Source organism: Streptacidiphilus sp. PAMC 29251 (assembly GCF_054208735.2).
On the sequence record NZ_CM135725.2, the window covers coordinates 1,620,242 to 1,645,039 of the forward strand.

Here is a 24,798-nt window from a genome sequence, read left to right on the forward strand (position 1 = left end):
GAAAGCTGGACACATCATGCTGACCACGGAGGCCGCAGAGGCCGCGGAGGCAACACGGGCGGTGGAGGCAACACGGGCGGCGGAGGCCACCCGGCTCGACGAACTGGCCGTGCTGAGGGAACTGGTGCTGGCCGGACCGGACCCCAAGGCGACCGAGAACCAGCACGCCAAGGGCAAACTCACCGCACGCGAGCGCATTGAGATCCTGCTGGACCGGGGCAGCTTCACCGAGATCGAGTCGCTGCGGCGGCACCGTGCCACCGGCTTCGGCCTGGAGGCCAAGCGCCCCCACACCGACGGCGTGATCACCGGCTGGGGCACGGTCGAGGGGCGGACGGTCTTCGTCTACGCCCATGACTTCCGGATCTTCGGCGGAGCGCTCGGGGAGGCGCACGCCCAGAAGATCCACAAGATCATGGACCTGGCCCTCAGCGCCGGTGCTCCGCTGGTCTCGCTCAACGACGGCGCCGGCGCCCGGATCCAGGAGGGTGTCTCCGCGCTCGCGGGCTACGGGGGCATCTTCCAGCGCAACACCCGGGCGTCGGGAGTGATCCCGCAGATCTCGGTGATGCTGGGCCCGTGCGCGGGCGGGGCGGCGTACTCCCCCGCGCTGACGGACTTCGTCTTCGCGGTCCGCGACATCTCGCAGATGTTCATCACCGGACCGGACGTCGTCCAGGCCGTGACCGGTGAGAAGGTCACCCAGAACGAACTGGGCGGCGCGGACGTCCACGCCGGTGTCTCCGGGGTGGCCCACTTCGCCTACGACGACGAGGAGTCGTGCCTGGCCGAGGTGCGCTATCTGCTCTCCCTGCTGCCGGCCAACAACCGGGAGCTGCCGCCGTCGGTGGTCAGCGCGGACCGGCCCGACCGGCGCGGGGACCTGCTGCTCGACCTGGTCCCGGACGACGGCAACCGCTCCTACGACATGCGCAAGGTGATCGAGGAGATCGTCGACGACGGTGATCTGATGGAGGTGCACGCGGCCTGGGCCACCAACATCATCTGCGCGCTGGCCCGGCTGGACGGCCATGTGGTGGGCATCGTCGCCAACCAGCCGGCCGCCATGGCCGGGGTGCTGGACATCAAGGCCAGCGAGAAGGCCGCACGGTTCGTCCAGTTCTGCGACTCCTTCAACATCCCCCTGGTGACGCTGGTCGATGTGCCGGGCTTTCTGCCGGGGGTCGACCAGGAGCACGAGGGCATCATCCGGCGCGGCGCCAAGCTGCTGTACGCGTACTGCAACGCCACCGTGCCGCGCATCTCCGTGGTGCTGAGGAAGGCCTACGGCGGGGCGTACATCGTGATGGACTCCCGCTCGATCGGAGCGGACATCGCCCTGGCGTGGCCCAGCAACGAGATCGCGGTGATGGGCGCCGAGGGTGCGGCCAACGTGGTCTTCCGCCGCGAGATAGCGGCCGCCGAGGATCCGGCGGCGATGCGGCAGCAGAAGATCGAGGAGTACCGGACCGAGCTGGTCCACCCCTACTACGCCGCCGAGCGGGGGCTGGTCGACGATGTCATCGACCCTCGCGAGACCCGCACGGTGTTGATCAAGGCGATCACCATGCTCGCCAGCAAGTCAAGCGAGATACAGAGTCGCAAGCACGGCAACCCCCCTCAGTGAGAGATGAGTTGACAATGAGTCAGAACCTGATGGAACAACGGTCGGACGCCATGGTGCTGCGGCGGGGCACCCTGGACCCGGAGGAGTTGGCCGCGCTCGCCGCCGTGCTCCACCAGCGCGCCACGGCGCAGCCCCCGGAGTCGTCGGCCAGCACCCGTCACGGACGCCGGGTCGCGACCTGGCGCGGACCGGAGCAAACCGCCGGATACCACGGCCCGCGAACCTGGCGGACCGGACCGATCTGAGCGGGCCGCTCTGAGCGGAAGGATCTGGGCTCTGAGTGGGAGGAGCCGTCGAGGAGGGCTCAGGCCGCCTGGCGGGACGGGCCGGCGGTGACCGCTGCGGACGCGCGCTCGCCGGCCCGGCGGGGAATCCGGCGCTGCGACCAGCCGGAACTGGCAGCCTGGGGGGCGACAGCCTCCAGCGCGGGCTCCGGCTCCGGCAGGAACGTCGGCAGATCGGTGGGCTGCGGCCGGGCGGCGCTGTCACGCTGGACCACCACCAGCGGTGCGGTACGCCGCTCGCCCCCCAGCGACCATGCGACGGTGCTTGTGTGAGCCGTGACCTTGGTGTTCATGGCTGCCTCCATGCCTTGTGCGGCGCCCCCTGACGGGACTTGTGAGGGCAACTCTGGAACAGGCGCATGTGGAGGCCATGAGAATGGGCTGAACCCTGTCTGGAATGTGCACCACCGGCCCGGGACCCGCTCCGCGCATGGAGGAGCCCCGGGCCGGTGGTGCCACGGCTTCACCGTCGGTCAGTCACCGGGGCAGTCGCAGCCGCCCTCGTTCCAGGACCCGCCCTGGTGGGTGCCCGTCTGGCCGCCCCAGCCGGAGCCGGTCCAGCCGGAGCCGGTCCAGCCGGAGCCGGTCCAGCCGCCGTGCCCCTGGCCCCCGCCCTGGTGGGACCCGCCACCCGCGCCGCCACCGCTCTCACCACTGCCGCCGTTGCCGCAGCTGTTGCCGAAGGCCGGGTTGAGCAGCCCGATCACGTTCACCGAGTTGCCGCAGGCGTTCACCGGCACATCCACCGGGACCTGGACCAGGTTCCCGGACAGCAACGCCGGGCGAGCCGTAGGCCGCCCCCGCCGCACTGGCATCGGCGGAAGCCACCCCGGCCCCGCCCAGCAGGACGGCACCCAGAGCGCCGGTGAGCAGAGCGGCCTTGTGGAACAGACGCATGGAAATCTCCTTCATGATCAGCGGACACGCGCGGAACCACTGCCCGCCACCACCCTCGAACCGATGGCGGTCGCACCGGTGGCCCCGACCGCACGCTCTCGCAGCCACCACTCGCCCTTCGGGCCCGCCCGCCGCCATGGATTGCTCAAACCAACATATGTGATGAACTATCACCCCTTCAGGTGCCCGCAATCGGCCACACGAACGACCCAGCCGCCACGTGGCACCGCCGCCGCCCGTCGCACCGTCAGGTCCCGGTCGAGGCCGACACATGAGGGTCCGTCACCGGTTGGCGGAGTACGACGGGCGGCCGGACCACAGAGTGCTTACGGTTCGAACATGAGTGGTAGCACATTGTGACGTGCGCCCACCGAGAGGCCGGGTGTGGTCGTGTGCCGCGTCCGGCTGTGTGCGGCCGCTGCCCCGGCGGCGGCACCCCGTCGAACTGATGAGGTTCACCCATGTCCGAGCAGTCCTCACGTCGCACCTTTCTGCAGCATGTCTCCCTGGGCACCGCCGCAGTCGGCGCCACCGTCCTGGTCCCGGCCACGGTCGCCCACGCCGCAGCCGCCCGCAGCGCCGCGCCCCGCGCCGCGGCCGTCGGGGCCGTGCAGCACGAGGGGCCGCTGATGGCCTATGTCAAGAACGCCCACACCGGGGAGATCGCGGTGCTGGTCGGCGAGCGCGAGGTCCTGCACCACGACCGGGAGCTGGCCGCCAGGCTCTCCCGCATCGCCGTCTCCAAGCCCTGACCTGACCTGACCTGACCTCCTGGGCCGTCCCGCACCTTCCCGTCCCCCGCACCGTCCCGTCCCGACCTGAGAGAAGACAGCGTGTCCTCGCACAAGGAAGCACCCGCGATCTCGAACGACCCGGTGGCCGACAACACCGACGTCTACGCCTTCGTCAGCCCCGACAAGCCCGACACCGTCACCCTGATCGCGAACTTCAGCCCCTTCGAGGACCCGGCGGGAGGACCGAACTTCGACGAGTTCGGCGACGACGTCCTCTATGAGATCCACATCGACAACAACGGCGACGCCGTACCGGACATCACCTACCAGTTCCGGTTCCGCACCGAGAACACCATCCCGGACACGTTCCTGTACAACGTGGGCACCATCGAGTCGATCCACAGCAAGAACTGGAACCGCCGCCAGTTCGCCACCGTCACCCGAGTGATGCACGGCGGACATGCCGGCGGCGGCAAGGACGGCGGCGCCAGGAACATCGGCACGGTCCTGGGCACAGACCTGCCGTGCCCGCCGTGCAACGTGGGGCCGCTGTCGACCCCGCACTACGCGAAGCTGGCCGAGCAGGCCATCCACACCCTGCCCGGTGGGTGCCGGGTGTTCACCGGCCAGCGCGCCGAAGGCTTCTACGTCGACATCGGCGCGATCTTCGACCTGGGCGACCTGCGCCCGTTCCAGAACCTGCACATCGGCTCCAGCATGCCGGCCGCCCCCGGGGTGAACGGGCCCAAGGCGAAGAACATCCAGTCCATCGCCCTGCAGATCCCCAAGTGCGACCTGACCGCCGACGGACACACCCCCACCGACCCGGCCGAGGCGCACGCCGTCATCGGGGTCTACGCGACCGCCAGCCGCCAGCGCTCACGGATGTACGAGAGCGACGGCACGATCGTCAGCACCGGCCCCTTCGTGCAGGTCTCCCGGCTGGGCAACCCGCTGTTCAACGAGGTCCTGATCCCGATCCCGAAGAAGGACCTCTTCAACGCGCAGGCCCCGGTGAACGACAGTCAGTTCGCCGCCCATGTCTCCAAGCCGGAACTGGCCCAGTTGCTGCCGGTGCTGTACCCGGGCGTTTTCCCGAACCTGGCCGCCCTCAACGCCTCCGGCAAGGCCCGCGCCGACCTGCTGGCGATCCTGCTCACCGGGATTCCGGCCGGCGTCATCCCCGGCTTCCAGAACAGCACCGGCACCGTGCAGGCCGATATGCTGCGCCTGAACATGGCCATCCCGCCGACCATGCGCAACCCCAGCAACCTGGGACTGATCGGCATGGACGCGGCCGGCTTCCCCAACGGCCGCCGCGTGTTCGACGACGTGACCACCATCGAACTGCGCGCCCTGGCCGGAGCCACCTACGCACTGGTCGACAAGACCTACACGCCGGACAAGGCGGCCGGCGCCATCACCCAGGGCCTGACCTCCAGCAACACCGACGTCAGCGCCAGCAACACCGTGCACTACCTGCGCTGCTTCCCGTACCTGGGCACCCCGCACGGCGGCTACTTCAACCCCAACGACAACACCCCCGCGCCCGACCTGCACGAGACCCCTTCGGTGGCCCGGACACCGGTCTGGGCGGCAGCCAGCACAGCCAGGACACCACCAAGATCATCGGTGGCGCCGCCCTGGTCACCGCCGCAGCGGTGGTCGGCGCCGCCGCGCTCAAGCGCAAGACGGCACGCCCCACCGTCACGGTCGGCGCACCCACCGGCCCGGCCGGCCCGGACGGGGACACCACGACGAACGCGGTGCTGTGAGTACCTCGACGGCCGCGACTCCGGCGCACCAGCACAGCCACGAGCACGGCCACGGCCACGAGCACGGCAGCCACGAGCACCACGCTCCCGCCCTCCCCCACTCGCACTCCCATGTGGCCGACCACGGTCACGCGAGCGGGGAGGTGTACGGCCCCAGTCACCAGGGCAGCGTCATGGTCGACATCGGCGGAGACGTCGGCGCCCTGGTCATCCACACGCCGGACAGCCTCCACGGCGCTGAACTCGAACTCAGCCCCGTCGACAACGGCGCCACCAGAACGCATGTGGCGGTGCGGGAGCGACGCGGACCCGGACCGGTCAAGTACGCCGCCATCTTCCCTTCTCTGACGGCCGGCACCTACACGCTCTGGCGACCGGACGGTGACGGCGGCCCCGCCGCCCGCGTCACCGTCACCGGAGGAGAGGTCACCCAGCTCAGCTGGCCCTCCTAGGCCCTCCCCTAGGCCCTCCCTGCGGAACCTCGCCACGTGATTCGGCCCCGCCCGGGCAACACACCGGGCGGGGCCGACCTGCTCGCACCACGGACAACGGAAGGCCCGCCCCCATGCTCTCCCGCCTGAACAACGGCAACCAGCTGCTACCTTCCAGGCCCCGGGAACGGGCACGGATGCTGACGCGAGCGCTGGTGCGTCCGTGGAGGTGGAGGCGGCTGCGGACGCCTCCACGGACGGCCCGTGCGACTGCGCGTCCCGGCGGCAGGCGCAGCTGGGCGCTCGGCCTGGCCCTGCTGGCAGCGGTCGGCTCCGGAACGTGGCTGATCTACGACGGCTCGCAGACTCAGCAGCCGCCACAGCCCTCGGCCAACGACGCCTTCGCCCGCCCCGCGGCGGCCATCGCCTCGAACGCTCCCGTCAATGCCACTCCGCCCCACCCACGAGGCGTGAAAGCGCTGGCCGCCTCGGCGCCGGTGCGGATCAAGATCCCGGCCATCCAGGTCAACGCCCCCATCACCCCGCTGGGCCTGGACAGCAGCGGAAGGCCGCAGGCACCCGACGGCTCCAACCAGAACCTGGCCGGCTGGCTCCGCGGTGGGACCACCCCTGGAGCCGCGGGGAACGCGATCATGGACGGCCATGTCGACACCGAGCAAGGCCCGGCCGTGTTCTACAACCTCGGTTCCCTCCACAAGGGAAACACCGTCGAGATCGACCGAAAGGATCACACCGCCGCGCTGTTCACCGTTGATGCCATTGAGGTCTACGAGAAGAACGCCTTCCCCTCCACCCAGGTCTACGGCCCCACCAAGAACCCCCAACTGCGCCTGATCACCTGCGGCGGCGGCTATAGCGAGGACACCGGCTACCTGGGCAATGTCGTGCTCTACGCCCATCTGACCGGATCCAGGCAGATCGGCAAGAAGCCGAAGGCCCGCCGGCGATGAACCACCAGCCAAGCGTCTGGTCCAAAGCGGTCGGATAGCACTCTGCGGCGCTCAGTGGCAATACAGATCAACCGCACCGCAGTAGGCACCGCAGCCCCGGGTGCCGTATACCCTCTGCTGGGACGGACGCGCCACGCTCGTCCGCACCGCACCGCACCGCACCGCTCCCGCCCGACCCCGAGCGTTTCCTCCCGCCCCCTCACCGGACCGGAGCCACTGACATGATGGCCGCCCTCGCCGCACCCCGCCCCTACGACATCCTCCTGGTCGAGGACGACCTGGCCGACGCCATGCTGATCGAGGAGGCCCTGCTGCAGCGCGGGGCCGCGCGCAGCATCAACCAGGTCGACGACGGGGTCGCCGCCCTGGAGCGACTCCGCGACCCGGCCATCGCGCTGCCGGACCTGATCGTGCTCGACCTCAACATGCCGCGTATGAACGGCCGCGAGCTGCTCAATGTGCTGAAGAACGACGAGGCCCTGAAGGTCATCCGATCGTGGTGCTGTCCACCTCCAACGCCCCCGACGACGTCTCCGGCGCCTACCGCAACCACAGCAACGCCTACATCACCAAGCCGGTGAACCTGGACGACTTCATCCACGCCGTGCAGTCCATCGACGCGTTCTTCCTCGACACCGCCACCCCGCCCTCCACCGCCCAGTTCTGAGCCCGCGAGCCGCAGCCCGCGAGCCGCAGCCCTGAGCCGCAGCCCTGAGCCCGGCGCCCTGAAGCCCGCACCCCGGCACGGGAGACTGCTCTGTCAGGCCCGGGGTACGCAACGGGTATGAAGAATATCGAACTGCTGGCCGAGGACAGACCCACCGGCCAGACCTGGGGCCTGTGCCTGACCGCGGCCGACCAACTGGTGTCATGGCATCTGGACCACGACGAGCAGTCAGCCGGGGTGCTGGGAGCCCAGCGTCCGCACGTGGTGGTGCTGCTGGCCTCGGCGATCCACAGCAGGGCCGGCTTTGCCCGGCTGAGCGACGGCCAGATCGCGGACGTCGCCCTGGGGGACGGCTACGGGGCCGGGGTGATGGGCACCGTGTGCGAGTACCCGCTGTCGGCCCTGGAGAGCGCACCCGCCGCCGGTCCCGGTCAGGGTGAGCGCCGACAGCTGCTGGACAGCTTCGGCACCCACGCCTTCGCCGCCGTCCAGCACGCGGCCCGCACGGTCGTGGCGCACCACATCATCGACAGCGGCCGACCTGACCCCACCCTGGGCGAGCGCGGCGAGGTCATGACCCGCGAACACCGCCAGGGCCAGTAGGCCTGCCTACCCCTCGAAGCCGTTCGCGCGCAGGATCGCGTCGACGCGGGTGCGGTGCGCGGTCTCCCAGGCGTCGAGGGATTCCTCTGCCTCCTGGGCCAGCTTGGCCCGCGCCGCCTGGAGCGTCCGCTCCCGGTCGGCCTGGGGCACGACCACGACGCCCTCTTCGTCGGCCACGACGATGTCACCGGTGTTCACTGTCACGCCGCCGCAGCGGATCTGGAGGTTGAGCGGCTCGACGGCTGCCTTCGCGCCCGGAATCGGGATCACGCCCCGGGCGAAGACCGGGAACCCTGCCGCCCGGACCTCGCCGAGATCACGGATCAGGCCGTCGAGCACAAAGGCCACGATGCCGCGGCGCTGCGCGACCGCGCAGACATTGCCCCCGGCGAGGGCGTAGTCCAGGTCGCCCGATTCGACCACGATGATCGAGCCCGGCTCCGCGCGGTGGATGGCCGCGTGGAGCATCAGGTTGTCGCCGGGCGGGCACCGCACGGTGAAGGCCGGGCCGGCCACTCGGGGCATCGAGGTCCAGAGGGGACGGATGCCGATGTCCATGACCTGCCCGCGCCCCAACAGGTCGGCGAGCGTGGTCGTGGGGATGGCCTGGAATCCGGTGTCATTGATCATCCTCCGAACGTATCAGGGCCCCCGGACCGGCCGGCCACCGACAGGTCAGGCGAAGTCGGTGGCCACGGTGGTGGCGTAGCGGCCCATCACCTCGGCCACGACCTGCGGCATCAGCTGGTGGCCGGTCGCCATCGCGTCACCCAGGTCGCGGAAGTACTGCACATACAGGTCGGGGGTGAAGGTGTTGATCATCACGACTGGCTGGTCGCCGGGGTTGGCGAAGGTGTGGGGGACGCCGGGGGGAACCATGACCAGGGTGCCTGCGGGCGCGTCGTGCACGGTCTGCCCCACGGTGAAGCTGGCCGTGCCGGAGACGATGTAGAAGCCCTCGTCGTGCTCGGCGTGGCGGTGCTGGGGCGGCCCCTCGCTGTGCGGGGCCAGGGTGATCTCACCGATCCCCAGGCGGTGCGCGGTTGTTCCGCCGTCCTCGAGGATGCGCATCCGGGCCGGGCCCAGCTCGATCACCTCGCCACCGTCCGGGGCAACGATCGAGACATCGTTCATGGCAAGCTCCCTTGTGATGGTCGACCCTCATAAGACTAGTCAGCCCCATCTCCTTGTGCAAGCACCCTCTCATTATCAGGGTCCACTTGCTATCCTGGGGCCATGCAGAACGGCGAACCGAAGACACCGCGCAGCACCACCGGCCGCGCGAACCAGAAGCTGCGCACCCGCAACGCGATCCTCCAGGCCGCGGCGGAGCTGATGCGCACCGGCCGCGAGGTGACCATGCTCGAGGTCGCGCTGGCCGCCCTGGTGTCCGAGGCGACCGCCTACCGGTACTTCCCCGATCTGGCCAGCCTGCTGCAGGAGGCCATGGCCGGGCAGATGCCCACCCCGGCCGACGCGCTCAGCTCGGTCGCGGACTCCGACGACCCGGTGCGGCGCGTCGCCGTCGCCACCGAGCACCTGCTGCGCACCGTGCTGACCTATCAGGGAGCCACCCGCGCCATGATCGCGGCCACCATCACCCGGCCCGCGACCGCCGCGGCCCGGCCCGGCCTGCGCTTCGGTCTGATCGACCATGCGCTCGCCCCCCTGGACGCCACCCTGGGCGCCGGCGACCCGGCCGCACTGGCACAGCTCAAGAACGACCTCGCCGTCGTCGTCAGCGCCGAAGCCCTCTTCTGCCTGACCGACCTGTGCCGCCTGGACCCCGAGGCCGCCATCACCAGCGTCGTCCACACCGCAACCGCCGTCACCCGGGCCGCACTCGACGAATACGGCCACGTCCTCCCGGGACGCTGACAGCTCCGGCCCGCCGGCCGCGGGAACGCAAGCCACAGGAACGCCGGCTGCGGAGAAGTCGGCCGCAGGAAAGCCGGCCGCGATCCGGGCGGCGCTCGCGGTGGCCCGGTCGGTGCTGGTCAAGATGCCGAGGACCGCGATCAGGGCGCCGCATCCGGCCAGGATCCACCAGGCGAGATGGCTGGCCGCGGTGAACCCCTGGTGCAGCGGGCCGCGGGCGTTGGCGGTGACGATCGAGCCGAGCAGGGCCACCCCGAGGCAGTTGCCGATCTGACGCGCGGTGGTGGTGATCGCGGCGGACACCCCGGCCTGCGCGGGCGGCATCCCGGACACCGCCATGCTGGTGATCGGGGCGTTGAGCAAGCCGCAGCCGGCGCCGAACAGCAGGTAGGCAACCAGCAGGACCGGCCGACCGGTGGTCGGGGTGAGGCCGGTCAGCATCAACGCGGCAGCCGTGACCAGCCCGCCCGCGGCGACCAGGGGCAGCCGCGGGCCATGAGCAGCCGTCAGCCGACCGGAGACCGGCGAGGCGATCGCGGTCCCGACAGCCATCGGCATGATCAGCAGGCCGGCCCGCAGCGCACTGCAGCCGCGCACATCCTGCAGATACAGGGTGTTCAGGAAGAGGAACCCGGCCAGCGCCAGGAATGCGGTGACCGCGGTCACGAACGCCCCGGTGAAGGGGATCGAGCGGAAGAAGGCAGGATCCAGCAGCGGCTGGTCGCGTCGTCGTTCGTAGCGGGGCAGTGCCACCGCCGCGGTGGCGCCGAGCAGGAACAGACCGATGATCAGCGCGCTGCCGTAGCCACGGCGGGAGCCCTCGATCACCGCGAAGACAAGCGGGACCAGGACCGCGAGGACCAGCAGCTGCCCCAGCGGATCCCATCGGCGCGCGACCACCGCCCTGGACTCGGGCACGAGCACGGCGCTCAGCGCCAGCGCCGCCAGGCCGACCGGGATATTGATCCAGAACACCGCACGCCAACCGGCCGACCCGACCAGCAGCCCCCGAGCACCGGGCCCAGGGTCAGCGACAGGCCGACCGTGGCACCCCACACCCCGATCGCCCGGACCCGCTCCCGGGCGTCGGGGAAGGTACTGGTGATGATCGACAGGGCGACCGGGTTCAGCATGCTGGCGCCCAGGCCCTGCGCGACCCGGAAGGCGATCAGCCAGGACAGCGTCGGAGCCAGCGAGCAGGCCAGCGAACCGAGGGTGAACAGCGCCAGCCCGGCCTGGAAGACCCGGCGCCGACCGATTCCGGTCCGCGGTGGATCCGGCGAGCATCATCAAGCCGGCGATCGCCAAGGTGTAGCCGTCGACGATCCACTGCAGCCCGCTGACCGAGGCGTTGAGATCACGCTGGACGGCAGGCAGGGCGACGTTCACCGCGGTGGTGTCGACCACGGTGATGAGCAGGCTCAGGCAGCACACCGCGAGCACAAGCTGTCTGCGCCGATGGGCGCGGTCCGGCGCGGTCACGCGGTCCTCCTGAGCGGGCTGGACAGTCTCGGCGGTCTGCACGGTCTCGGCGGTCTGCACGGTCTCGGCGGTCTGGACGGTCTGGACGGGCGGTCGCATGGTCGTGGCGTGGTGTCACTCACCGTCGGGCTTGACCTCGTTGTCGACGAAGTCCCCGATGGCCCCGAAGACCGACCCCGGCTGCTCGATGTGCGGAAAGTGGCCGGCCTCCGCAATGGGCTGGAAGGTGGCGCGGGGGAAGGAGTCGGCCAGGGCGCGCTCGTACGCGAGCGGAACGATTCCGTCCTGCTCACCGGCGAGTACCAGCACCGGGACGGTGACCCGGTGCAGCCGCCGCGCAGCTTCGGGTCGTGGCCGGCACCCGTGTAGACGGCCTGGGTGCGCTGGTTGGCGGCCATCCCGGCCTTCTGCTCCTCGCTCAACGTGGCAGGATTCAGGCGCAGTTCCGGCTTGTGGAAGGCCAGCTCGCCGGTCCTGACCGGGCCGAGCTTCGCGGGGTCGGCGATCTCCAGCGGGGGCTCGGGCGTGATGCCGGTCGCGGCGAGCAGCACCAACGCGCTGATCCGCCCCCGGTTGTCGCGCAGCCCCATCTCGGTGGCTATCCAGCCGCCGATCGAGCTGCCGACGACCATGACCGCGTGCAGGTCGAGCTCGTCGATCAGGTCCAGGTAGGCCACGGCCAGGTCGGCGACGGAGTCGGTGGACTCCGGCCGGGGCGTGCCGTCGAAGCCGGGGTGCGTCGGCACGACCACGTAGGCGTGCTGGGACATGGCCGCGGCGAAACCGGCGACCGAGCGGGGTCCGGCGCCGCCGTGGAGCACCAGCGCGCCGGTACCGCCGCCGGCGGCGGCATCGCCGTACTCCTGGACCGTGACGGCCAGTCCATTGCGGAGCTGGACGGTGCGGGTGGCACTGATGGCGGGTGAGGTAGTCATCGTGAGGTCTTCCTTGGGGTCAGGACAAACGCGTATGTGGTCGCCGACCCTCTTCGCGAGGGCTGACTCTCATAAGAGTAGGGCGCTCGCACCTCTTGTGCAAGTGGACTCTCATCACGACAGCAGTCTCGCTTCAGCCGTTGACGTGCCGGTAGTGCGTGGTCAGCCGCCCCTCGTCGTCCAGGACGTGGAAGGCGAGCGCGGGCGGTTGGTCGAGGTGGACGTGGTCCTCGGCGTGGGCCCGGTGCTCCCAGGGGAGCCGGAGCGTGGAGACCACCCCCGGCGCCACCAGCAGCGGGCGTCCGGCGAAGGTGGTCGCCGCCGCGGTGTGGGCGTGCCCGCACAGAAAGGCCGTGACATTGGGGTGGTCGTCCGTGAGCGCCGCGAGCCGCTCGGCTCCGAACTGGCGGATGCCGTCGACAAAGGGGATGTGCAGCAGGGCCGGCGGGTGGTGGAACCCGACCAGCACCGGCACCTGGTCCGGGGTCCGGACCAGGACGTCCCGCAGCCACGCCAGCGTCTCGTCCTCGAGGAAGCCCTCGTCCTTGCCCGGCACCGAGGAGTCGCACAGCGCGATGACGACGCCGTTGGCGCGGCGCACCTGGTTGACCGGTGCCGCCGAGGCGGGCTGCCCGAGCAGGTGCTGCCGGAAGGCGGCCCGCCCGTCGTGGTTGCCGGGGCAGACCAGGACCGGGTGCCGGGAGGTCAGCAGTCGGCGGGCCAGTTCGTACTCCGCGGGCAGGGCATGGTCGGCGATGTCGCCGGTGACCAGCACGGCGTCCAGGTCGTGGGGCAGGTCCTCGAGGTAGTCCATGACGGCACGGGTGCGCGCGATGCTGCGCCGGCCCCCGTCGATGTGGATGTCGCTGAGGTGGGCGATCACGATCACCGCTGGAGTCCTTTCGTCGCTGCGTGCGGAACACGGCTTTCGACACATGGCCTTCGACCTCGAACCTAGAGGGTCACTGGACCAGGATTAAGATCCAGTTCCATGTCGAATCATTGGTCCAGTTCTCAGCTCGACCTGCACCTCGGCCTGCACCTCGACCCCGACGGGGCAGGTGGGCGGCGGTCCGGCCTGGAGTCCGCGCTGCGGTCGGCCATCCGCCAGGGACGCCTGTCGGCCGGAACGCCGCTGCCGTCCACCCGCGGCCTGGCCCAGGAGTTGGGGCTCTCGCGGGGCACCGTCAGCGCCGCCTACGGCCAACTGGTCGAGGAGGGCCACCTCACCACGCGGCCGGGATCGGGCACCACCGTGGCCGCCGTACCGCAACTCACCCCAGCCCCCGCCCGGGCCACGGCCGCGCCCACGATGCCCCGACACGACCTGCGCCCCGGGCTCCCCGACGTCAGCGCCTTCCCCACCCGAGCCTGGCTGGCCGCCACCCGCCGCGTCCTCGCCCACGCCCGCCCCGAGGTCTTCGGCGCCGGCGACCCGCAGGGCCGGATCGAACTGCGCCGGGCCCTCGCCGACTACCTGGGCCGCACCCGCGGCGTGATCACCGACCCGGACCGCATCGTGATCACCTCCGGCTACTACCAGGGCCTGGGCCTGCTCTGCGGCGCGCTGGCCGCGAGCGGCACCGGAACCGCGGCCGTGGAGGACCCGGGCCACAACGTCTTCCGCGCAGTCGTCCAACGCGCCGGGTTCAGCACCCTGGCCCTGCCCGTCGACGGCCACGGCGCCCAGGTGGAGGCGCTGACCCCGGGCACCGGAGCGGTGTTCCTCACCCCCTCGCACCAGTACCCCACCGGTGTCCCGCTGCATCCGAGCCGGCGCCGGACCCTGTGCGCCTGGGCGCGCTCCACCGGAGGCCTGATCGTCGAGGACGACTACGACGGCGAGTACCGCTACGACCGCAAGCCCGTCGGTGCCCTCCAGGGCGTCGCCCCCGACCGGACCGTCTACTGCGGAACCGCGTCCAAGACCCTCGGCCCCGCCCTCCGCCTGGCCTGGCTGGTGCTGCCGCCCGACCTGGTGGCACCGGTGGTACGGGCCAAACAGGAGGCCGACCTGTACACCGAGACCCTGGGCCAGTTGGTCCTCGCCGAGCTGATCACCACTCATGCCTACGACCGCCACATCCGCGCCGCGCGGCTGCGCTACCGCCGCCGCCGCGAACTCCTGCTCGACCGGGTGGCCGCCGTCCCCGGTCTGACCGCCCACGGCGTCCCGGCCGGGCTGCACACCCTCCTCACCCTCCCCGCCGAGGCCCCACCGAGCATCAACTCCTTTACAGGTGTACCCAACACGGCCTCGCCCTGCGCGGTCTCACCGAACTCCACCACGACCCCGCCCAGCGCCGCCAGGGCCTGCTGGTCGGCTTCGCCGCCCCGTCCGAACACGCCTACCCAGCCGCCCTCGACGCCCTGTCCGCAGTTCTGACTGCTTCAGGGCAAAATGCCTGATCAGGCCGCATCCACGAGTGTTAAGGTCGGCTGCATGCCCGATCTGATCGCACCCACCGAACGACTGCACGCCAGCTGGCTCGCGGCGCGGGACGAGTGGCCTCCCGGCGCACACCAGGACGGGACGGGGCTGCGCCTCGCGGCTGATGGCAACCTGGACAGCCCCGAAGAATTCTCGGCGTGGGTCGAACAACTGCGCGCGCAGTCGGACCGTTCGGTCCCGCTCGGAGAGGGACGCGTCCACGCCACCCACTGGTGGATCGTCGAGGGCGACAGCTATCTGGGCGCCATCGACCTACGGCACTGCCTCAACGCCTTTCTGCTCGACGTGGGCGGCCACATCGGCTACAGCGTGCGGCCCTCCGCGAGGAGACGCGGCCTGGCCACCTGGGCCCTGGGCGCCGTTCTGCCACCGGCCCGCTCACTCGGCCTGGACCGCGTCCTGGTCACCTGCGACGACGACAACGCCGCTTCAGCACGCACCATTGAGCGCAACGGCGGTGTGATCGAGGATCTGCGCAGCACGGACGCGGGCCTCAAACGCCGCTACTGGATCGACTTGTAGCCGTCGGCGCCCGTGGCCGGTTCGGCGTCCGCAGCGGTGTCGGCCGGAGCGGTGTCGGCCGCCGGGTGGGCGGACCACTGCAGCAGGAAGCGCAGGGCCTCCCGGGACGGTGAGTCCGGTTGGGTGGTGTAGGCGACCAGATGCTGGTCGGGCTGGGTGTCGACGGTCAACTGCTGGACGTCCAGCGTCAGTTCTCCCACCACCGGGTGGACATAGGTCTTGCTGAGCTGCCTCGGCCCGCGGACCTGGTGGCTCCCCCACCAGGTCCTGAAGTCCGGATCCCGGACGCTGAGTTCGCCCACCAACGCGCTCAGGGCGCGGTCGTCGGGGCTGCGGCCGGCCTCCATCCGCAGGACCGCGACGCACTCGCGGGCGGCCCGCGGCCAGTCCGCGTAGAGGGCCCGGTAGGCCTGGTCGAGGAAGGTCAGCCGGATCAGGTTTCCGCTGGCCCGCGGGCAGCGCGCCGAAGTCGGCGAGCAGGGCTGTCGCTCCGGAGTTCCAGGCCAGGACGTCCTGGCGGCGGTTGAGGACCATGGCCGGGATGTCGGGCATGCCGTCCAGCAGTTGACGCAGTTGCGGGTCGACCTGCTGCCGGGCCGGCTGCCGGGCCGGGCCGGTCTGGGTGACGTCGGCGACGGCGAACAGGTAGGCGCGCTCGTCCCGGGCGAGTCGCAGCGCGTCCGCGAGGGCGTCGAGCACCGCACGCGACACCCGGCGGGTCCGGCCCTGCTCCAGCCGGACCACGTAGTCGGTGCTCACATGGGCGAGCTGGGCCAGTTCCTCCCGGCGCAGGCCGGGCACGCGGCGCAGACGTCCGTCGTCGGGCAGGCCCATCAGCCGCGGGTCGAGGGCGGCGCGACCGGCGCGCAGGAATTCGCCCAGTTCATTGCCACCGGAGTGGTCAGCACGGTGCTCCATGCCCCCAGTGTCCGCCGGGCCGGGCCCGCGTGCCTGGTACTGGTCTGCCTAGGCAGAACCCGCCCTGGCACCTCGCACCCCGCGGCGCGACGGTGGGTGACGTGGGCCGACGGCTTCCCGAGCCCACCGTTTCCCTACGACTGGAGAGCGCCACCATGCGGACAGACGTCACCTTTCTCAGCGCCGGCCTGAAGATCGCCGGCCAGCTCCACACACCCGACCACACACCCGACGGCCACCGCGGCGACAGCAGCCGCCCCGCCATCGTCGTCTCCCACCCCATGAGCGGGGTGAAGGAGCAGACCGCGGGCCTGTACGCCGAACGCCTGGCCCGGGCCGGCTTCACCGCCCTGACCTTCGACGCCGCCTACCAGGGCGAGAGCGAAGGCGAGCCGCACCTGCTCGAGGACCCGTTCCACCGGGTCGAGGACGTCAAGGCCGCCGTGACCTTCCTGACCCTGCGGGACGAGGTGGACGCCGAGCGGATCGGCGTGCTCGGCATCTGCGCCTCCGGCGGCTACGTCACGCCCGCCGCGGCGACCGACCACCGGATCAAGGCCGTCGCCACGGTCAGCGCCGTGGACACCGGCAGCATGATCCGCGAGGGCTTCGGCCGCCGGCAGAGCCCGGAGATCCTCCGGGCCATGCTCGACGCCTCCGCCGCCGCGCGCACCGAGGAGGCGCAGGGCGGCCCCGCGCGCCTGCAGCAGATCCACCCGGACCTCGCCCCCGAGCCCGGGGAGCAGGCGAAGAGCCTCGCGCAGCACACCTACGACGGCTGGGAGTACTACCGCACGCCGCGCGGCCGGCATCCGCGATCGGAGAACCACTTCGTGCTCCGCAGCGTCGACCTGCTCGCGCAGTACGCGGCCTTCGACCTGGTCCACCTCATCTCGCCGCGTCCGCTGCTGATGATCGCCGGCACCGAGGCGGTCACCGACTACTTCAGCCGCGAGGCGATCGAGCGGGCGGCCGAGCCCAAGGAGCTCGTCTGGATCGACGGCGCCACCCACGTCGACCTCTACGACAAGGAGGAGTACCTGCCGACCGTGCTCGCGAAACTGACCGAATTCTTCGGCGCCCACCTCGGCAAGTGACACAGGGTCAGGCTGAGCGTCGGCCCGGTGCCCGTGACGGACCCGGGCCGACGCAGCTCCGCGTCCGCGGCCTGATCGCAGCACCACGGATGTGGTCGGACCCGACAGCGCCCCGGTGTGCGACCTCCCCAGGTCCTTCCACCGGCACGGCGACCCCTTCTCTACCCCCGGCGGCGGGGTCGAAACCGCTGCGGTTCAGGGTGTCAGCACGATCCGCTGACCGGGGGCGGTGGGGGTGTTCCAGGCCTGCTCGACCTGCGCCAGCGGCATCGGCAGCGGGTCCACGGCCAGCGCGCCGGCCGCGATCTCGTCGACGAGGGACGGCAGTTCGGCCAGGATGCCGGCCGCCGTCACCGAACCCTGGCCGCTGCCGAGGATGTTCAGGTTCCCGGCGCGCAGCAGATACGAGGGAAGGTTGATGTCGGCGCCCGCGGTGGAGCCGATCTGCACCCAGGCCAGGGCCTTGGAGCGGTCGGTGCGGGCGGTCAGCAGGGCCGGCATGGCCAGTTGGGTGGGGTGGCCCCAGAGGTAGTCGATGACGACGTCGACGTCCGCCGCGGCCCGGCCGAGCCGGTCGGCGACCTCCTGGTCATCGCCGGTCAGCGGGACGACCTCGTCCGCCCCGAGGCCCTTGAGCAGGTCCAGGCGGACCGAGTCGCGTCCGGCGCCGACCACCCGGGCCGCGCCGAGGAGCTTGGCGATCTGGACCGCGAGCTGACCGGCGTTGCCGGTGGCGCCCAGCACCAGGACGGAGCCGCCGGCCTGGAAGCCGACCCGGCGGCGCAGCGCCACCCAGGAGGACATCGCGGGGTTCATCGCGGCGGCCACCGCCACCGGGTCGGTCCCGGCGGGGAGGGTGATGGCGCGGCGGCGGTCGACCACGGCCTGCTCGGCCATGGTGCCCAGGCCGTGGTCGGGGGCGACGAAGTAGAGCAGTTCGCCGTCCGGGGTCCGGCCGACCCCGTCGACGCCGGGAATCATGGGCAGGACGCCGTCGGAGGTGTAGTGGCTGCCGTCGGCGCCCGAGCGCACCCGCGGATGCAGGCCTACGGCGAGCACGTCCACCAGGATCTCGTGCTCCCCGGCGGCCACCGGCGTGGCGAAGGCGTCGAAGCGGGGCGGGACGTCGAATGAGTGGACGACTGCGGCGTGCATGAGGACTCCTGTCCGGCCCCTGGCGCGGTGCGCGCCGGAGCACTGGGTGGGACTGGGTGGGACTGCCGCCACCATTTGGTTCGCGGCACGTACTATCCCCTGCTCTCGAAAGTAGTTCGTTCCACGTACTAGGTCAAGTAGGCTGGGGACATGAGCAGAGACCACAACCCGGACGGCCGCCCACTGACCACGGTGGACGCCCTGGTCCAGCTGTCCTTCCAGGTGCAGGGCATCCTGGCCGCGGCCGGCGCCGAACACGGGCTGTCGATCATCCAGATCCGGCTGCTGGGGATCCTGCGCGACCGGCAGGCCGGCATGCTCGAACTCGGCCGACACCTCAGCCTGGACAAGTCGTCGATGACCGGCCTGGTCAGCCGCGCCGAGAAGCGCGGACTGGTCAGCCGCGCCCCCTCCCCCACCGACGGCCGTGCCGTCCTGGTCTCGCTGACCCCCTTCGGCGCCGAGCTCACCGACCTGTGCACCACCGAGGTCAGCCGCCGCGTGGGCGCGCTGACAGCAGGGCTCACCGCCCCCCAGCGCGCCCAACTCACCAGCCTCGCAAGCGACCTGGTACACCCCTGGCCCCAGTCGTCATAACCGCTGAGCCCGGGACGCGCCGCGGCCGCGGCTACCGGTCGCTCAGGCGCTCACGCAGACCCGCGGCCAGGCCCGCGACGGTGACCAGGTCCACGAATCCGCCCCCGCTGCGCGCCAGCCAACGGTGTTTGACCGGGTCCAGCCGCAGCCGCAGCTGGACCCGGGTCCGGTCCTGACCCATCGGGACCAGGATGATGGCCCAGCTCACAGCCGTCGCACCGCGCAGCGAGCGGTGGACCAGCGTGTGCGGCGGCTGCAGCAGCGCGACCTCGAAGGTCTCGTGGCGCCCGCCCCAGTCCGGGATCACGTCCCCGACCGCCAACCGCTGCAGGGCAGGTTCGATCCGGCGCAGCGCGCGCCGACGCGGCGGCACCAACCGCTCGGCCGAGCGCGGCAGGTACCAGCCGGAGCGGTGCTTGCCGAGCTGCACGATCCAGGGCCGTACCAGCTCGGGCGGGGCGGGCAGGGTGAAGGCCCGGTCCATGACCACATCCGGATCGGGGACCAGGTGGTCGCCCGGCAGCGGACCGCCCACTTCGGCCGCGGTCGGGGCGATGGAGCGGAACAGCCGCACGGTTGCCTCCCGGCGAGTGGGGGTCACGGCCCTGGGCCGCGGTCGGCGCTGTCGGTGTCGCGGGAACCGGCACCGTCGCGGGCACCGGCGCCGTCCGCCACACGCGGGTGACCAGCCCAGACTCCCAGGCGACGGTCAGCCACCAGGGTACGGCGCGGCGCCCCGGGCACACGATGTTTGGACAGCGGGACCGCGGCAAGGAGACCGGTAGCGGTCACCTGCTCAGCAGAACGGCGGACCGCTCCGGCTGCCCCGGACCACCCCCCCGGTCCGGGCGCGGTCGTGTCAGCGGTGGCGAACGGCGCCTCGACGGCACCGACCAGTCCCGTGCGGACCATTGGCAACGCCAGTTGTGAGAGCCGGGGCCGGGGCCGCCGGGCCCAAAACCCTTCGACCCGATCGCCGAACGTTCGTAGGATCGACGCAGCGGGGTGGCGCAGGGGTAGCGCGAGGGCCTCATAAGCCTTAGGCCACGGGTTCGAATCCCGTTCCCGCTACGGAGGATTGGCCGAGAGGTAAGGCATCTGCTTGCTAAGCAGTCGTCGGGGTCACGCCCGCGCAGGTTCGATCCCTGCATCCTCCGCGTTGGAAGAGGACTGCTAAAATCCTGTCACAAGCCTTTCGGTCACGGATCTCCATCCGACCGAGAGGCTTTTTTGTGTTCTCGACCGTTGATCGTCGTCCTGCAGCTGGAGTCCCATGCCTGACGTTTCCGTGCACCTCGCGAATGATGCCGACCTTCCCGTCCTGGAACGCCTCTGGCTGATGTTCCGCCATGACCTGTCCGAGTTCGACGACCAACTGCCCAACCCGGACGGGACGTTCCGCAGCGAACGGCTGCACGCGTCCTTCGTCGAGGCCGATCGGGCGCCGTACCTGCTGCGGAGCGGCACCCACCCCGTCGGTCTCGCCCTGGTCCGCGGGCTGACCGGCCCCACGCGCGTGCTCAACAGCTTCTTCGTGGTGCGCGGAGCACGGAGAACCGGCATCGGACTGCGCGCCGTCCAGGAGGTCGTCGCCAGGCACCCGGGGCCGTGGGAGGTCGCCTTCCAGGACGCCAACGGGACCGCCGTGCACTTCTGGCGTCGCGTCGTGACCGAGATCGCCGGCGACGCCTGGACCGAGGAGCGCCGACCGGTGCCGCCCCGGCCCGACCTGCCGCCCGATGTGTGGATCTCGTTCACTGTGCGGAGCCAGGGTCCGTCTCGGCCGCCCACCGCCGACTCCAGGCGTTCAGCGGGCTGATCGCCTCGACCAGGTCCTTGCCGAGGGGGGTGAGGTGGTACCCGTCGTCACGCAGGGCGAGCAGGCGGGCCTCGGTCAGTTCGCCGAGCCTGGCACTGAGCACGCTGGAGGACATGCGCTCGCAGCGGCGCTGCAACTCCCGGAAGCCGGCCGGGGTCTGGTCCAGCTCCCAGAGGATGCGCAGCGTCCAGCGGCGCCCGAGCAGATCCAGCGCGGCCATCACCGGGCGGCCCGAGTCGGACCCTCGTACGGGCACGCCGGGCCGCGGCGTTCTGGCGTCCATCCCCACTCCCTCTCCTTGCGCTTCGCTTATCGAAGCAGCATAGTGCTTTGAAAACAGAAGCAATGGAGTGGCCATGCCGCGCATCGCACCGCTCGAACCGCCGTACTCCGCGCAGATCGACCACGCGCTCCGCCGATGGATGCCGCCCGGCGTGGCGCACGAGCCGCTCGCGCTGTTCCGGGTGCTGCAGCGCAACCCGGAGCTGGCCTCCCGCATGTTCGCGCTGGGCGCCGGGCTGCTGGGCCACGGCCTCCTCCCCGACCTGGACCGCGAGATCGTCATCGCCCGGGTGACCGCACGCGCCGGCTGCGGCTACGAATGGGGCGTGCACGCCTCGGCCTTCTCCCAGCAGGTCGGACTCAGCCCTGAGCAACTCCGCGCGACCGCCGACCCGGCCACTACCCCGAGCCCGCGCCCGCGCCCGCGCCCGACCACGACCCCGCAGCAGGGGCCGACTGGCTGCCCCGGCATGTGGCGCTGCTCGGCGCGGTCGACGAGCTGCACGACACCGCCCACCTCTCGGACCAGGCCTGGAGCGCCCTGAGCGACCACTACGAGGAGGCCCAACTGCTGGAGTTCCTGGTGCTGGCCGGCTGGTACCGGACCATCAGCTACCTGGCCAACGGGCTCCTCCTGGACCAGGAACCCTGGGCCGCCTCCTTTCCCGACCGACGTGCCGCCGACCGCTGATGAGCGAGCACGGTCTGCCGGTCACCATCGTCCGCGCGTGCCTGCGTGCAGGCCGGGGCGGCAGCCCTACCGCGGTGATGGACGACCCGCCGTTGACCGACGACGAGCGCCGCCGGGTGCCGGTGCTGACCGGAACCTCCCACGCCGTCTTCGTCTCGGCGCCCGCGGCACCCGCGGCGCCCGGCGACGGCGCTCCCGCGGTCTCGCTGCGCTTCTTCACCGCCGAGGGGGAACTGCCCGGCTGCGGCCATGGGACGGTCGCCGCCCTGGCCTTCCTGGCCCGGCGCGCCGGCGGTGCGGAGTACCGGGCCACCCTCCACACCGCAGGGCGGGTCTTCGCCGGCTGGTCCGTCCCGGAGCAGACCTACGTCAACGCCGCCTTCGAAGCCGGTCCCGTCGACCTGCGCGAGCCCACCAGCACCGAGTGCGATCTCGTGCTGCCCGCCCTCGGCGTCGCCACGGACCCGCTCGCGCCGGGCGCCCGTATCGCCTCGGCGGGACGCCCACGATTGCTGGTCCCCATCAGCTCGCGCTCTGCCCTGGCCGCCCTCCGCCCGGACTTCGAACAGTTGCGCGCCGCTTGTGACCGGCTCGGCCTCCTGGGCTGCTACGTCTACACCGTGCCCACGGCCGCGGGCCGCGTCGCTGCTCGAATGTTCGCCCCGTCCATCGGCGTCGCGGAGGACATCGCCAACGCCAACAGCACCGGCTGCCTCGCCGCACACCTGGCCGACCAGGGCATTTCCAGCATCGCCGTCGACATGGGCGACTCCCTCGGCAGCCCCTCCACGATCACCGCCACCGCGCAGCACGGTCCGTCAGGCCCGCTGGTGCGCCTGGGCGGTGCCGCGGAGGTCGCCGAGGTCACCCGCATCGTCCACCTGCCCCAGGCCGGGCCGACGGCGACCGATGCGCTCAATCCGCACCACCGTCGCAGCGGTGAGGACTACCGTCTCTCCGAGGGGGCGGGCCGGCTGAGGTAGCGAGCGAGAGGCGTGCACCATGACGCGATCGATGTACGACGCCGTGGTTCCGTCCGGCATCCCGGCCGGGGCGACCCTGGTCGCCGGGTACGTGAACGGGCGCTATGCGAACACCGTGGCGATGAGAGCCAGGTTCCCGCACGCCGTGGTCGTCGGCATCGCGGTGACGGCCGGCTTCAACGGCGGCACGGTACTGGACGTCGAGCAGGGCGACGCCTCCCCGGCCGAGGCCCCCGGCTGGGTGACGATGCGCCGCGCCGCAGGGGTGGACCCGACGGTGTACTGCAACACCAGCACCTGGCCGGCCGTGAAGGCGGCGTTCGCGGCGGCGAAGGTCGCCCCGCCGCACTACTGGGTGGCGCACTTCGGCGTGGCCCCGGTCATCCCTGCCGGCGCGATCGCCCTGCAGTACCGGACCACCTCCGAGTACGACGAGTCAGTGGTGGCGGCGTACTGGCCGGGGGTCGATCCGAAGCCGACGCCGACGCCGACCAAACCCAAGGTGTCGCTGGCGCATGTGATCGCCGCGGCCGAGGCCGATCCCAAGGCGGCGCAGGGGCATACGACGCACCCGGCCGATGTGAAACCGGTCGAGCAGGCACTGAAGGCGGAGGGGTACCTGGCTGCGGCGTACGCCTCGGACGGCTCCTTCGGATCACTGACCGTCGAGGCGTACGCCACGTGGCAGAAGGCATACTCCAAGGCCCACGGGCTGGGCTGGACCGGCTCGGCGGTCAACGGGATCCCGGGCAAGACCTCCCTGGTCGCCCTGGGCGCCAAGCACGGCTTCACCGTCGTCGCCTAGCCGGCCACCCACCCCCACCTGCCACCTGCCCGCCCGCTAAGCGGACTCCCCCGCCAGGCTGGTCCCGGTGAGCAGCCGGGTGACTGCCTCGATGCCGCCCTGCTGGAAGGCCCTCCGCTGGCGCTGCGCCGCCGTGCCCTTGACCAGCAGCCGCTCCATCCCTGCCCGCACCCGGTCCAGGTCGCCGGACTCCTTGAGGGCGGGGGCGATGTGCTCCAGCAGCGCCGCGACCACGTCCCGGGCCGGTTCCGGCCGTCCCGTGCGCGGATCGATCAGGCGCTCCTCGACGCCGTAGCGCGCCGCCTGCCAGACCGCGGCCCCGATCAGCTCGGTGGGGTCGTCGACGAGCTGATCGTCAACGAGCTGGCCGTCGACGAACGGCTCGTCCGCGTCGTACTCGTGCAGGGCCTGGACCACCAGGCCGCGGACGATGCCGGCCAGGGTGACCGCGTCCTCGATATCCAACTGCACGTCCAGGGCGCGGATCTCGATGGTGGGGTAGCGCGCGGAGAGCCTGGCCTGCCAGTACAGCTGGCCCCGGTCGCGGATCGCGCCGGCGTCCAGCAGCGCCTGGGTGCGACGCTCGTAGTCCGCCGCGTCGGCGAAGGCGGGCGGCGGGCCGCTCACCGGCCAGCGGTCGAAGAGCAGCGTGCGCCAACTGGCGAAGCCGGTGTCGCCGCCGTCCCAGAACGGGGAGTTGGCGCCCAGTGCCACCAGCACCGGCAGCCACCGGCGGATCCGGTTGAGCGCGGCCACCCCGTGCTCGGGGTCGGGAACGGCGACATGCACATGCATGCCGTTGATCAGCATCTCGTCCACCACCTGCGGGGCGTCCCCGGACATGGCCTGGTAGCGCGCCTTGTCGGTGACCGGGACCGGCCTCGCGCTGCGCAGCGGCGCCGCTCCGCAGACCGCCATCCGGCACCCGGTGCCGTCGGCCGCGCGGCGCACCGCGTCCCGCAGCCGTGTCAGGTGGGCACCGACCTCGTCCAGGGTCTCGCTGACCGGCGTCCCCACCTCGACCTGTGCCTGCAGCAGTTCGGGCTCGACCTCCTCGTCGCCGCCCAGCGAGCCCATCAGGTCGGCGGCCGAGCGCACCTGCACGCTCCTGGCCACCGGCAGCCCGCTGTCCGGGTCCAGCAGCAGGTATTCCTCTTCAACCCCGATTGTCACCATACGTATCGCGTACCCCG

At 71.4% G+C, this 24,798-nt stretch carries 27 protein-coding genes, 2 tRNA genes and 4 pseudogenes; 20 read left to right on the forward strand and 13 right to left on the reverse strand.

All coding sequences use genetic code 11. From position 1 onward, the window contains the following. The first annotated feature begins 16 nt into the window (after positions 1-16). Together ACXKR8_RS07715 and ACXKR8_RS07720 are read left to right on the forward strand one after the other, a co-directional pair. On the forward strand, positions 17-1,627 hold the full coding sequence (locus tag ACXKR8_RS07715) for an acyl-CoA carboxylase subunit beta (protein WP_458272145.1): 1,611 nt from the start codon (positions 17-19) through the stop codon (positions 1,625-1,627). 29 nt (positions 1,628-1,656) lie between these two features. Beyond that, positions 1,657-1,872, forward strand: a complete 216-nt coding sequence (locus ACXKR8_RS07720; protein WP_458272146.1) for an acyl-CoA carboxylase subunit epsilon — start codon at positions 1,657-1,659, stop codon at positions 1,870-1,872. A gap of 59 nt (positions 1,873-1,931) precedes the next feature. Here the strand turns inward: ACXKR8_RS07720 and ACXKR8_RS07725 are convergent, their stop codons facing one another. Then, positions 1,932-2,204 carry a hypothetical protein gene (locus ACXKR8_RS07725; protein ID WP_458272147.1) on the reverse strand — a complete coding sequence of 91 codons (273 nt, stop codon included), beginning with the start codon at positions 2,202-2,204 and terminating at the stop codon, positions 1,932-1,934. Between the two features lie 324 nt (positions 2,205-2,528). Continuing rightward, a pseudogene (locus ACXKR8_RS07730) lies at positions 2,529-2,808 on the reverse strand (chaplin); the annotation flags it as partial. Between the two features lie 461 nt (positions 2,809-3,269). On the opposite strand from ACXKR8_RS07730, the gene ACXKR8_RS07735 reads away from it, so the two are divergent. From ACXKR8_RS07735 to ACXKR8_RS07760, 6 genes are all read left to right on the forward strand, one after another. Beyond that, a complete protein-coding gene (locus tag ACXKR8_RS07735; RefSeq protein WP_458272149.1) occupies positions 3,270-3,560 on the forward strand; it encodes a hypothetical protein in 291 nt (96 codons plus the stop codon). A gap of 81 nt (positions 3,561-3,641) precedes the next feature. After that, positions 3,642-5,558, forward strand: a complete 1,917-nt coding sequence (locus ACXKR8_RS07740; RefSeq protein WP_462100389.1) for a DUF4331 domain-containing protein — start codon at positions 3,642-3,644, stop codon at positions 5,556-5,558. Then, on the forward strand, positions 5,491-5,769 hold the full coding sequence (locus ACXKR8_RS07745) for a hypothetical protein (protein ID WP_462100390.1): 279 nt from the start codon (positions 5,491-5,493) through the stop codon (positions 5,767-5,769). Before ACXKR8_RS07740 ends, ACXKR8_RS07745 begins: the two co-directional genes overlap by 68 nt. Before the next feature lie 176 nt (positions 5,770-5,945). Further along, entirely contained in the window at positions 5,946-6,719 is a 774-nt protein-coding gene (locus tag ACXKR8_RS07750; protein ID WP_462100391.1) for a class F sortase, read from the forward strand. 221 nt (positions 6,720-6,940) lie between these two features. Next, positions 6,941-7,300 carry a response regulator gene (locus ACXKR8_RS07755; protein WP_462100392.1) on the forward strand — a complete coding sequence of 120 codons (360 nt, stop codon included), beginning with the start codon at positions 6,941-6,943 and terminating at the stop codon, positions 7,298-7,300. 203 nt (positions 7,301-7,503) lie between these two features. Next, positions 7,504-7,989 (forward strand): hypothetical protein, encoded by a 486-nt coding sequence (locus tag ACXKR8_RS07760; protein ID WP_458272154.1) that lies wholly within the window; start codon positions 7,504-7,506, stop codon positions 7,987-7,989. A gap of 6 nt (positions 7,990-7,995) precedes the next feature. Here ACXKR8_RS07760 and ACXKR8_RS07765 read toward each other — a convergent pair whose 3' ends face one another. Then, positions 7,996-8,619, reverse strand: a complete 624-nt coding sequence (locus tag ACXKR8_RS07765; RefSeq protein ID WP_458272155.1) for an RraA family protein — start codon at positions 8,617-8,619, stop codon at positions 7,996-7,998. A 45-nt stretch (positions 8,620-8,664) separates the two neighbouring features. Beyond that, the gene (locus ACXKR8_RS07770) at positions 8,665-9,123 is read right to left on the reverse strand and encodes a cupin domain-containing protein (protein WP_458272156.1); all 459 of its coding nucleotides are present in this window, start codon (positions 9,121-9,123) and stop codon (positions 8,665-8,667) included. Between the two features lie 102 nt (positions 9,124-9,225). Here ACXKR8_RS07770 and ACXKR8_RS07775 point away from each other — a divergent pair, with 102 nt between their 5' ends. Beyond that, on the forward strand, positions 9,226-9,867 hold the full coding sequence (locus ACXKR8_RS07775) for a TetR/AcrR family transcriptional regulator (protein ID WP_462100666.1): 642 nt from the start codon (positions 9,226-9,228) through the stop codon (positions 9,865-9,867). A 45-nt stretch (positions 9,868-9,912) separates the two neighbouring features. On the opposite strand, the pseudogene ACXKR8_RS07780 reads toward ACXKR8_RS07775, so the two are convergent. The 4 genes and pseudogenes from ACXKR8_RS07780 to ACXKR8_RS07795 all read right to left on the reverse strand — a co-directional run. Then, positions 9,913-11,349: pseudogene (locus tag ACXKR8_RS07780) on the reverse strand (MFS transporter); the annotation flags it as partial. Between the two features lie 114 nt (positions 11,350-11,463). Further along, positions 11,464-11,658 carry an alpha/beta fold hydrolase gene (locus ACXKR8_RS07785; protein ID WP_462100667.1) on the reverse strand — a complete coding sequence of 65 codons (195 nt, stop codon included), beginning with the start codon at positions 11,656-11,658 and terminating at the stop codon, positions 11,464-11,466. Between the two features lie 137 nt (positions 11,659-11,795). Next, positions 11,796-12,284, reverse strand: a pseudogene (locus ACXKR8_RS07790) (alpha/beta fold hydrolase); the annotation flags it as partial. 133 nt (positions 12,285-12,417) lie between these two features. Beyond that, positions 12,418-13,173: a metallophosphoesterase gene (locus ACXKR8_RS07795; protein ID WP_458272158.1), complete on the reverse strand. Its 756-nt coding sequence runs from the start codon at positions 13,171-13,173 to the stop codon at positions 12,418-12,420. Between the two features lie 102 nt (positions 13,174-13,275). On the opposite strand from ACXKR8_RS07795, the gene pdxR reads away from it, so the two are divergent. After that, positions 13,276-14,670 carry a MocR-like pyridoxine biosynthesis transcription factor PdxR gene (gene pdxR / locus ACXKR8_RS07800; protein ID WP_458272159.1) on the forward strand — a complete coding sequence of 465 codons (1,395 nt, stop codon included), beginning with the start codon at positions 13,276-13,278 and terminating at the stop codon, positions 14,668-14,670. Between the two features lie 57 nt (positions 14,671-14,727). Beyond that, a complete protein-coding gene (locus ACXKR8_RS07805) occupies positions 14,728-15,258 on the forward strand; it encodes a GNAT family N-acetyltransferase (protein ID WP_458272160.1) in 531 nt (176 codons plus the stop codon). Here ACXKR8_RS07805 and ACXKR8_RS07810 read toward each other — a convergent pair. Continuing rightward, a pseudogene (locus tag ACXKR8_RS07810) lies at positions 15,240-16,176 on the reverse strand (helix-turn-helix transcriptional regulator). The gene ACXKR8_RS07805 and the pseudogene ACXKR8_RS07810 overlap by 19 nt on opposite strands. 155 nt (positions 16,177-16,331) lie before the next feature. Here ACXKR8_RS07810 and ACXKR8_RS07815 point away from each other — a divergent pair. Continuing rightward, positions 16,332-17,273: an alpha/beta hydrolase gene (locus tag ACXKR8_RS07815; protein WP_458272162.1), complete on the forward strand. Its 942-nt coding sequence runs from the start codon at positions 16,332-16,334 to the stop codon at positions 17,271-17,273. A gap of 195 nt (positions 17,274-17,468) precedes the next feature. On the opposite strand, the gene ACXKR8_RS07820 is transcribed toward ACXKR8_RS07815, so the two are convergent. Then, entirely contained in the window at positions 17,469-18,428 is a 960-nt protein-coding gene (locus tag ACXKR8_RS07820) for a quinone oxidoreductase family protein (RefSeq protein WP_458272163.1), read from the reverse strand. A 150-nt stretch (positions 18,429-18,578) separates the two neighbouring features. On the opposite strand from ACXKR8_RS07820, the gene ACXKR8_RS07825 reads away from it, so the two are divergent. Then, positions 18,579-19,025 (forward strand): MarR family winged helix-turn-helix transcriptional regulator, encoded by a 447-nt coding sequence (locus tag ACXKR8_RS07825; RefSeq protein WP_458272164.1) that lies wholly within the window; start codon positions 18,579-18,581, stop codon positions 19,023-19,025. 31 nt (positions 19,026-19,056) lie between these two features. On the opposite strand, the gene ACXKR8_RS07830 is transcribed toward ACXKR8_RS07825, so the two are convergent. Next, on the reverse strand, positions 19,057-19,599 hold the full coding sequence (locus ACXKR8_RS07830; protein ID WP_458272165.1) for a hypothetical protein: 543 nt from the start codon (positions 19,597-19,599) through the stop codon (positions 19,057-19,059). A 425-nt stretch (positions 19,600-20,024) separates the two neighbouring features. Between ACXKR8_RS07830 and ACXKR8_RS07835 the strand changes: the two genes are divergently transcribed. The 3 genes from ACXKR8_RS07835 to ACXKR8_RS07845 all read left to right on the forward strand — a co-directional run bounded on the left by ACXKR8_RS07835 (position 20,025) and on the right by ACXKR8_RS07845 (position 20,844). After that, positions 20,025-20,096: transfer RNA gene (locus ACXKR8_RS07835), tRNA-Met, on the forward strand. A 1-nt stretch (position 20,097) separates the two neighbouring features. Next, positions 20,098-20,182, forward strand: a tRNA-Ser gene (locus ACXKR8_RS07840). Positions 20,183-20,298: 116 nt separating this feature from the next. Beyond that, positions 20,299-20,844, forward strand: coding sequence for a GNAT family N-acetyltransferase (locus tag ACXKR8_RS07845; RefSeq protein ID WP_458272166.1), 546 nt, complete (start codon positions 20,299-20,301; stop codon positions 20,842-20,844). Here ACXKR8_RS07845 and ACXKR8_RS07850 read toward each other — a convergent pair. Beyond that, a complete protein-coding gene (locus ACXKR8_RS07850) occupies positions 20,780-21,127 on the reverse strand; it encodes a winged helix-turn-helix transcriptional regulator (RefSeq protein WP_458272167.1) in 348 nt (115 codons plus the stop codon). The genes ACXKR8_RS07845 and ACXKR8_RS07850 overlap by 65 nt on opposite strands. 73 nt (positions 21,128-21,200) lie before the next feature. Here ACXKR8_RS07850 and ACXKR8_RS07855 point away from each other — a divergent pair, with 73 nt between their 5' ends. The 4 genes from ACXKR8_RS07855 to ACXKR8_RS07870 are packed head-to-tail and all read left to right on the forward strand — an operon-like array spanning position 21,201 to position 23,605. After that, the gene (locus tag ACXKR8_RS07855) at positions 21,201-21,671 is read left to right on the forward strand and encodes a carboxymuconolactone decarboxylase family protein (protein WP_462100393.1); all 471 of its coding nucleotides are present in this window, start codon (positions 21,201-21,203) and stop codon (positions 21,669-21,671) included. Next, a complete protein-coding gene (locus tag ACXKR8_RS07860; protein ID WP_462100394.1) occupies positions 21,599-21,817 on the forward strand; it encodes a hypothetical protein in 219 nt (72 codons plus the stop codon). The genes ACXKR8_RS07855 and ACXKR8_RS07860 overlap by 73 nt, the downstream gene beginning before the upstream one ends. Beyond that, the gene (locus tag ACXKR8_RS07865) at positions 21,817-22,800 is read left to right on the forward strand and encodes a PhzF family phenazine biosynthesis protein (RefSeq protein WP_458272169.1); all 984 of its coding nucleotides are present in this window, start codon (positions 21,817-21,819) and stop codon (positions 22,798-22,800) included. Before ACXKR8_RS07860 ends, ACXKR8_RS07865 begins: the two co-directional genes overlap by 1 nt. 19 nt (positions 22,801-22,819) lie before the next feature. Beyond that, complete coding sequence (locus ACXKR8_RS07870) at positions 22,820-23,605, forward strand: peptidoglycan-binding domain-containing protein (RefSeq protein ID WP_458272170.1); 786 nt, start codon at positions 22,820-22,822, stop codon at positions 23,603-23,605. Between the two features lie 36 nt (positions 23,606-23,641). On the opposite strand, the gene ACXKR8_RS07875 is transcribed toward ACXKR8_RS07870, so the two are convergent. Further along, positions 23,642-24,781, reverse strand: a complete 1,140-nt coding sequence (locus tag ACXKR8_RS07875) for a carboxylate-amine ligase (protein WP_458272171.1) — start codon at positions 24,779-24,781, stop codon at positions 23,642-23,644. Between the last annotated feature and the right edge of the window lie 17 nt (positions 24,782-24,798).

What these genes read in the sequence shown, in the direction of transcription:
- ACXKR8_RS07750 (WP_462100391.1), top strand. Translation starts at nt 5,946, where the DNA reads ATGCTGACGCGAGCGCTGGTGCGTCCGTGGAGGTGGAGGCGGCTGCGG.
- ACXKR8_RS07865 (WP_458272169.1), top strand. Translation starts at nt 21,817, where the DNA reads ATGAGCGAGCACGGTCTGCCGGTCACCATCGTCCGCGCGTGCCTGCGT.
- ACXKR8_RS07805 (WP_458272160.1), top strand. Translation starts at nt 14,728, where the DNA reads ATGCCCGATCTGATCGCACCCACCGAACGACTGCACGCCAGCTGGCTC.
- ACXKR8_RS07755 (WP_462100392.1), top strand. Translation starts at nt 6,941, where the DNA reads ATGATGGCCGCCCTCGCCGCACCCCGCCCCTACGACATCCTCCTGGTC.
- ACXKR8_RS07720 (WP_458272146.1), top strand. Translation starts at nt 1,657, where the DNA reads ATGGAACAACGGTCGGACGCCATGGTGCTGCGGCGGGGCACCCTGGAC.
- ACXKR8_RS07855 (WP_462100393.1), top strand. Translation starts at nt 21,201, where the DNA reads ATGCCGCGCATCGCACCGCTCGAACCGCCGTACTCCGCGCAGATCGAC.
- ACXKR8_RS07770 (WP_458272156.1), bottom strand. Translation starts at nt 9,123, where the DNA reads ATGAACGATGTCTCGATCGTTGCCCCGGACGGTGGCGAGGTGATCGAG.
- ACXKR8_RS07820 (WP_458272163.1), bottom strand. Translation starts at nt 18,428, where the DNA reads ATGCACGCCGCAGTCGTCCACTCATTCGACGTCCCGCCCCGCTTCGAC.
- ACXKR8_RS07760 (WP_458272154.1), top strand. Translation starts at nt 7,504, where the DNA reads ATGAAGAATATCGAACTGCTGGCCGAGGACAGACCCACCGGCCAGACC.
- ACXKR8_RS07845 (WP_458272166.1), top strand. Translation starts at nt 20,299, where the DNA reads ATGCCTGACGTTTCCGTGCACCTCGCGAATGATGCCGACCTTCCCGTC.
- ACXKR8_RS07815 (WP_458272162.1), top strand. Translation starts at nt 16,332, where the DNA reads ATGCGGACAGACGTCACCTTTCTCAGCGCCGGCCTGAAGATCGCCGGC.
- ACXKR8_RS07825 (WP_458272164.1), top strand. Translation starts at nt 18,579, where the DNA reads ATGAGCAGAGACCACAACCCGGACGGCCGCCCACTGACCACGGTGGAC.
- ACXKR8_RS07775 (WP_462100666.1), top strand. Translation starts at nt 9,226, where the DNA reads ATGCAGAACGGCGAACCGAAGACACCGCGCAGCACCACCGGCCGCGCG.
- ACXKR8_RS07765 (WP_458272155.1), bottom strand. Translation starts at nt 8,619, where the DNA reads ATGATCAATGACACCGGATTCCAGGCCATCCCCACGACCACGCTCGCC.
- ACXKR8_RS07870 (WP_458272170.1), top strand. Translation starts at nt 22,820, where the DNA reads ATGACGCGATCGATGTACGACGCCGTGGTTCCGTCCGGCATCCCGGCC.
- ACXKR8_RS07725 (WP_458272147.1), bottom strand. Translation starts at nt 2,204, where the DNA reads ATGAACACCAAGGTCACGGCTCACACAAGCACCGTCGCATGGTCGCTG.
- ACXKR8_RS07745 (WP_462100390.1), top strand. Translation starts at nt 5,491, where the DNA reads ATGGTCGACATCGGCGGAGACGTCGGCGCCCTGGTCATCCACACGCCG.
- pdxR (WP_458272159.1), top strand. Translation starts at nt 13,276, where the DNA reads ATGTCGAATCATTGGTCCAGTTCTCAGCTCGACCTGCACCTCGGCCTG.
- ACXKR8_RS07850 (WP_458272167.1), bottom strand. Translation starts at nt 21,127, where the DNA reads ATGGACGCCAGAACGCCGCGGCCCGGCGTGCCCGTACGAGGGTCCGAC.
- ACXKR8_RS07715 (WP_458272145.1), top strand. Translation starts at nt 17, where the DNA reads ATGCTGACCACGGAGGCCGCAGAGGCCGCGGAGGCAACACGGGCGGTG.
- ACXKR8_RS07735 (WP_458272149.1), top strand. Translation starts at nt 3,270, where the DNA reads ATGTCCGAGCAGTCCTCACGTCGCACCTTTCTGCAGCATGTCTCCCTG.
- ACXKR8_RS07875 (WP_458272171.1), bottom strand. Translation starts at nt 24,781, where the DNA reads ATGGTGACAATCGGGGTTGAAGAGGAATACCTGCTGCTGGACCCGGAC.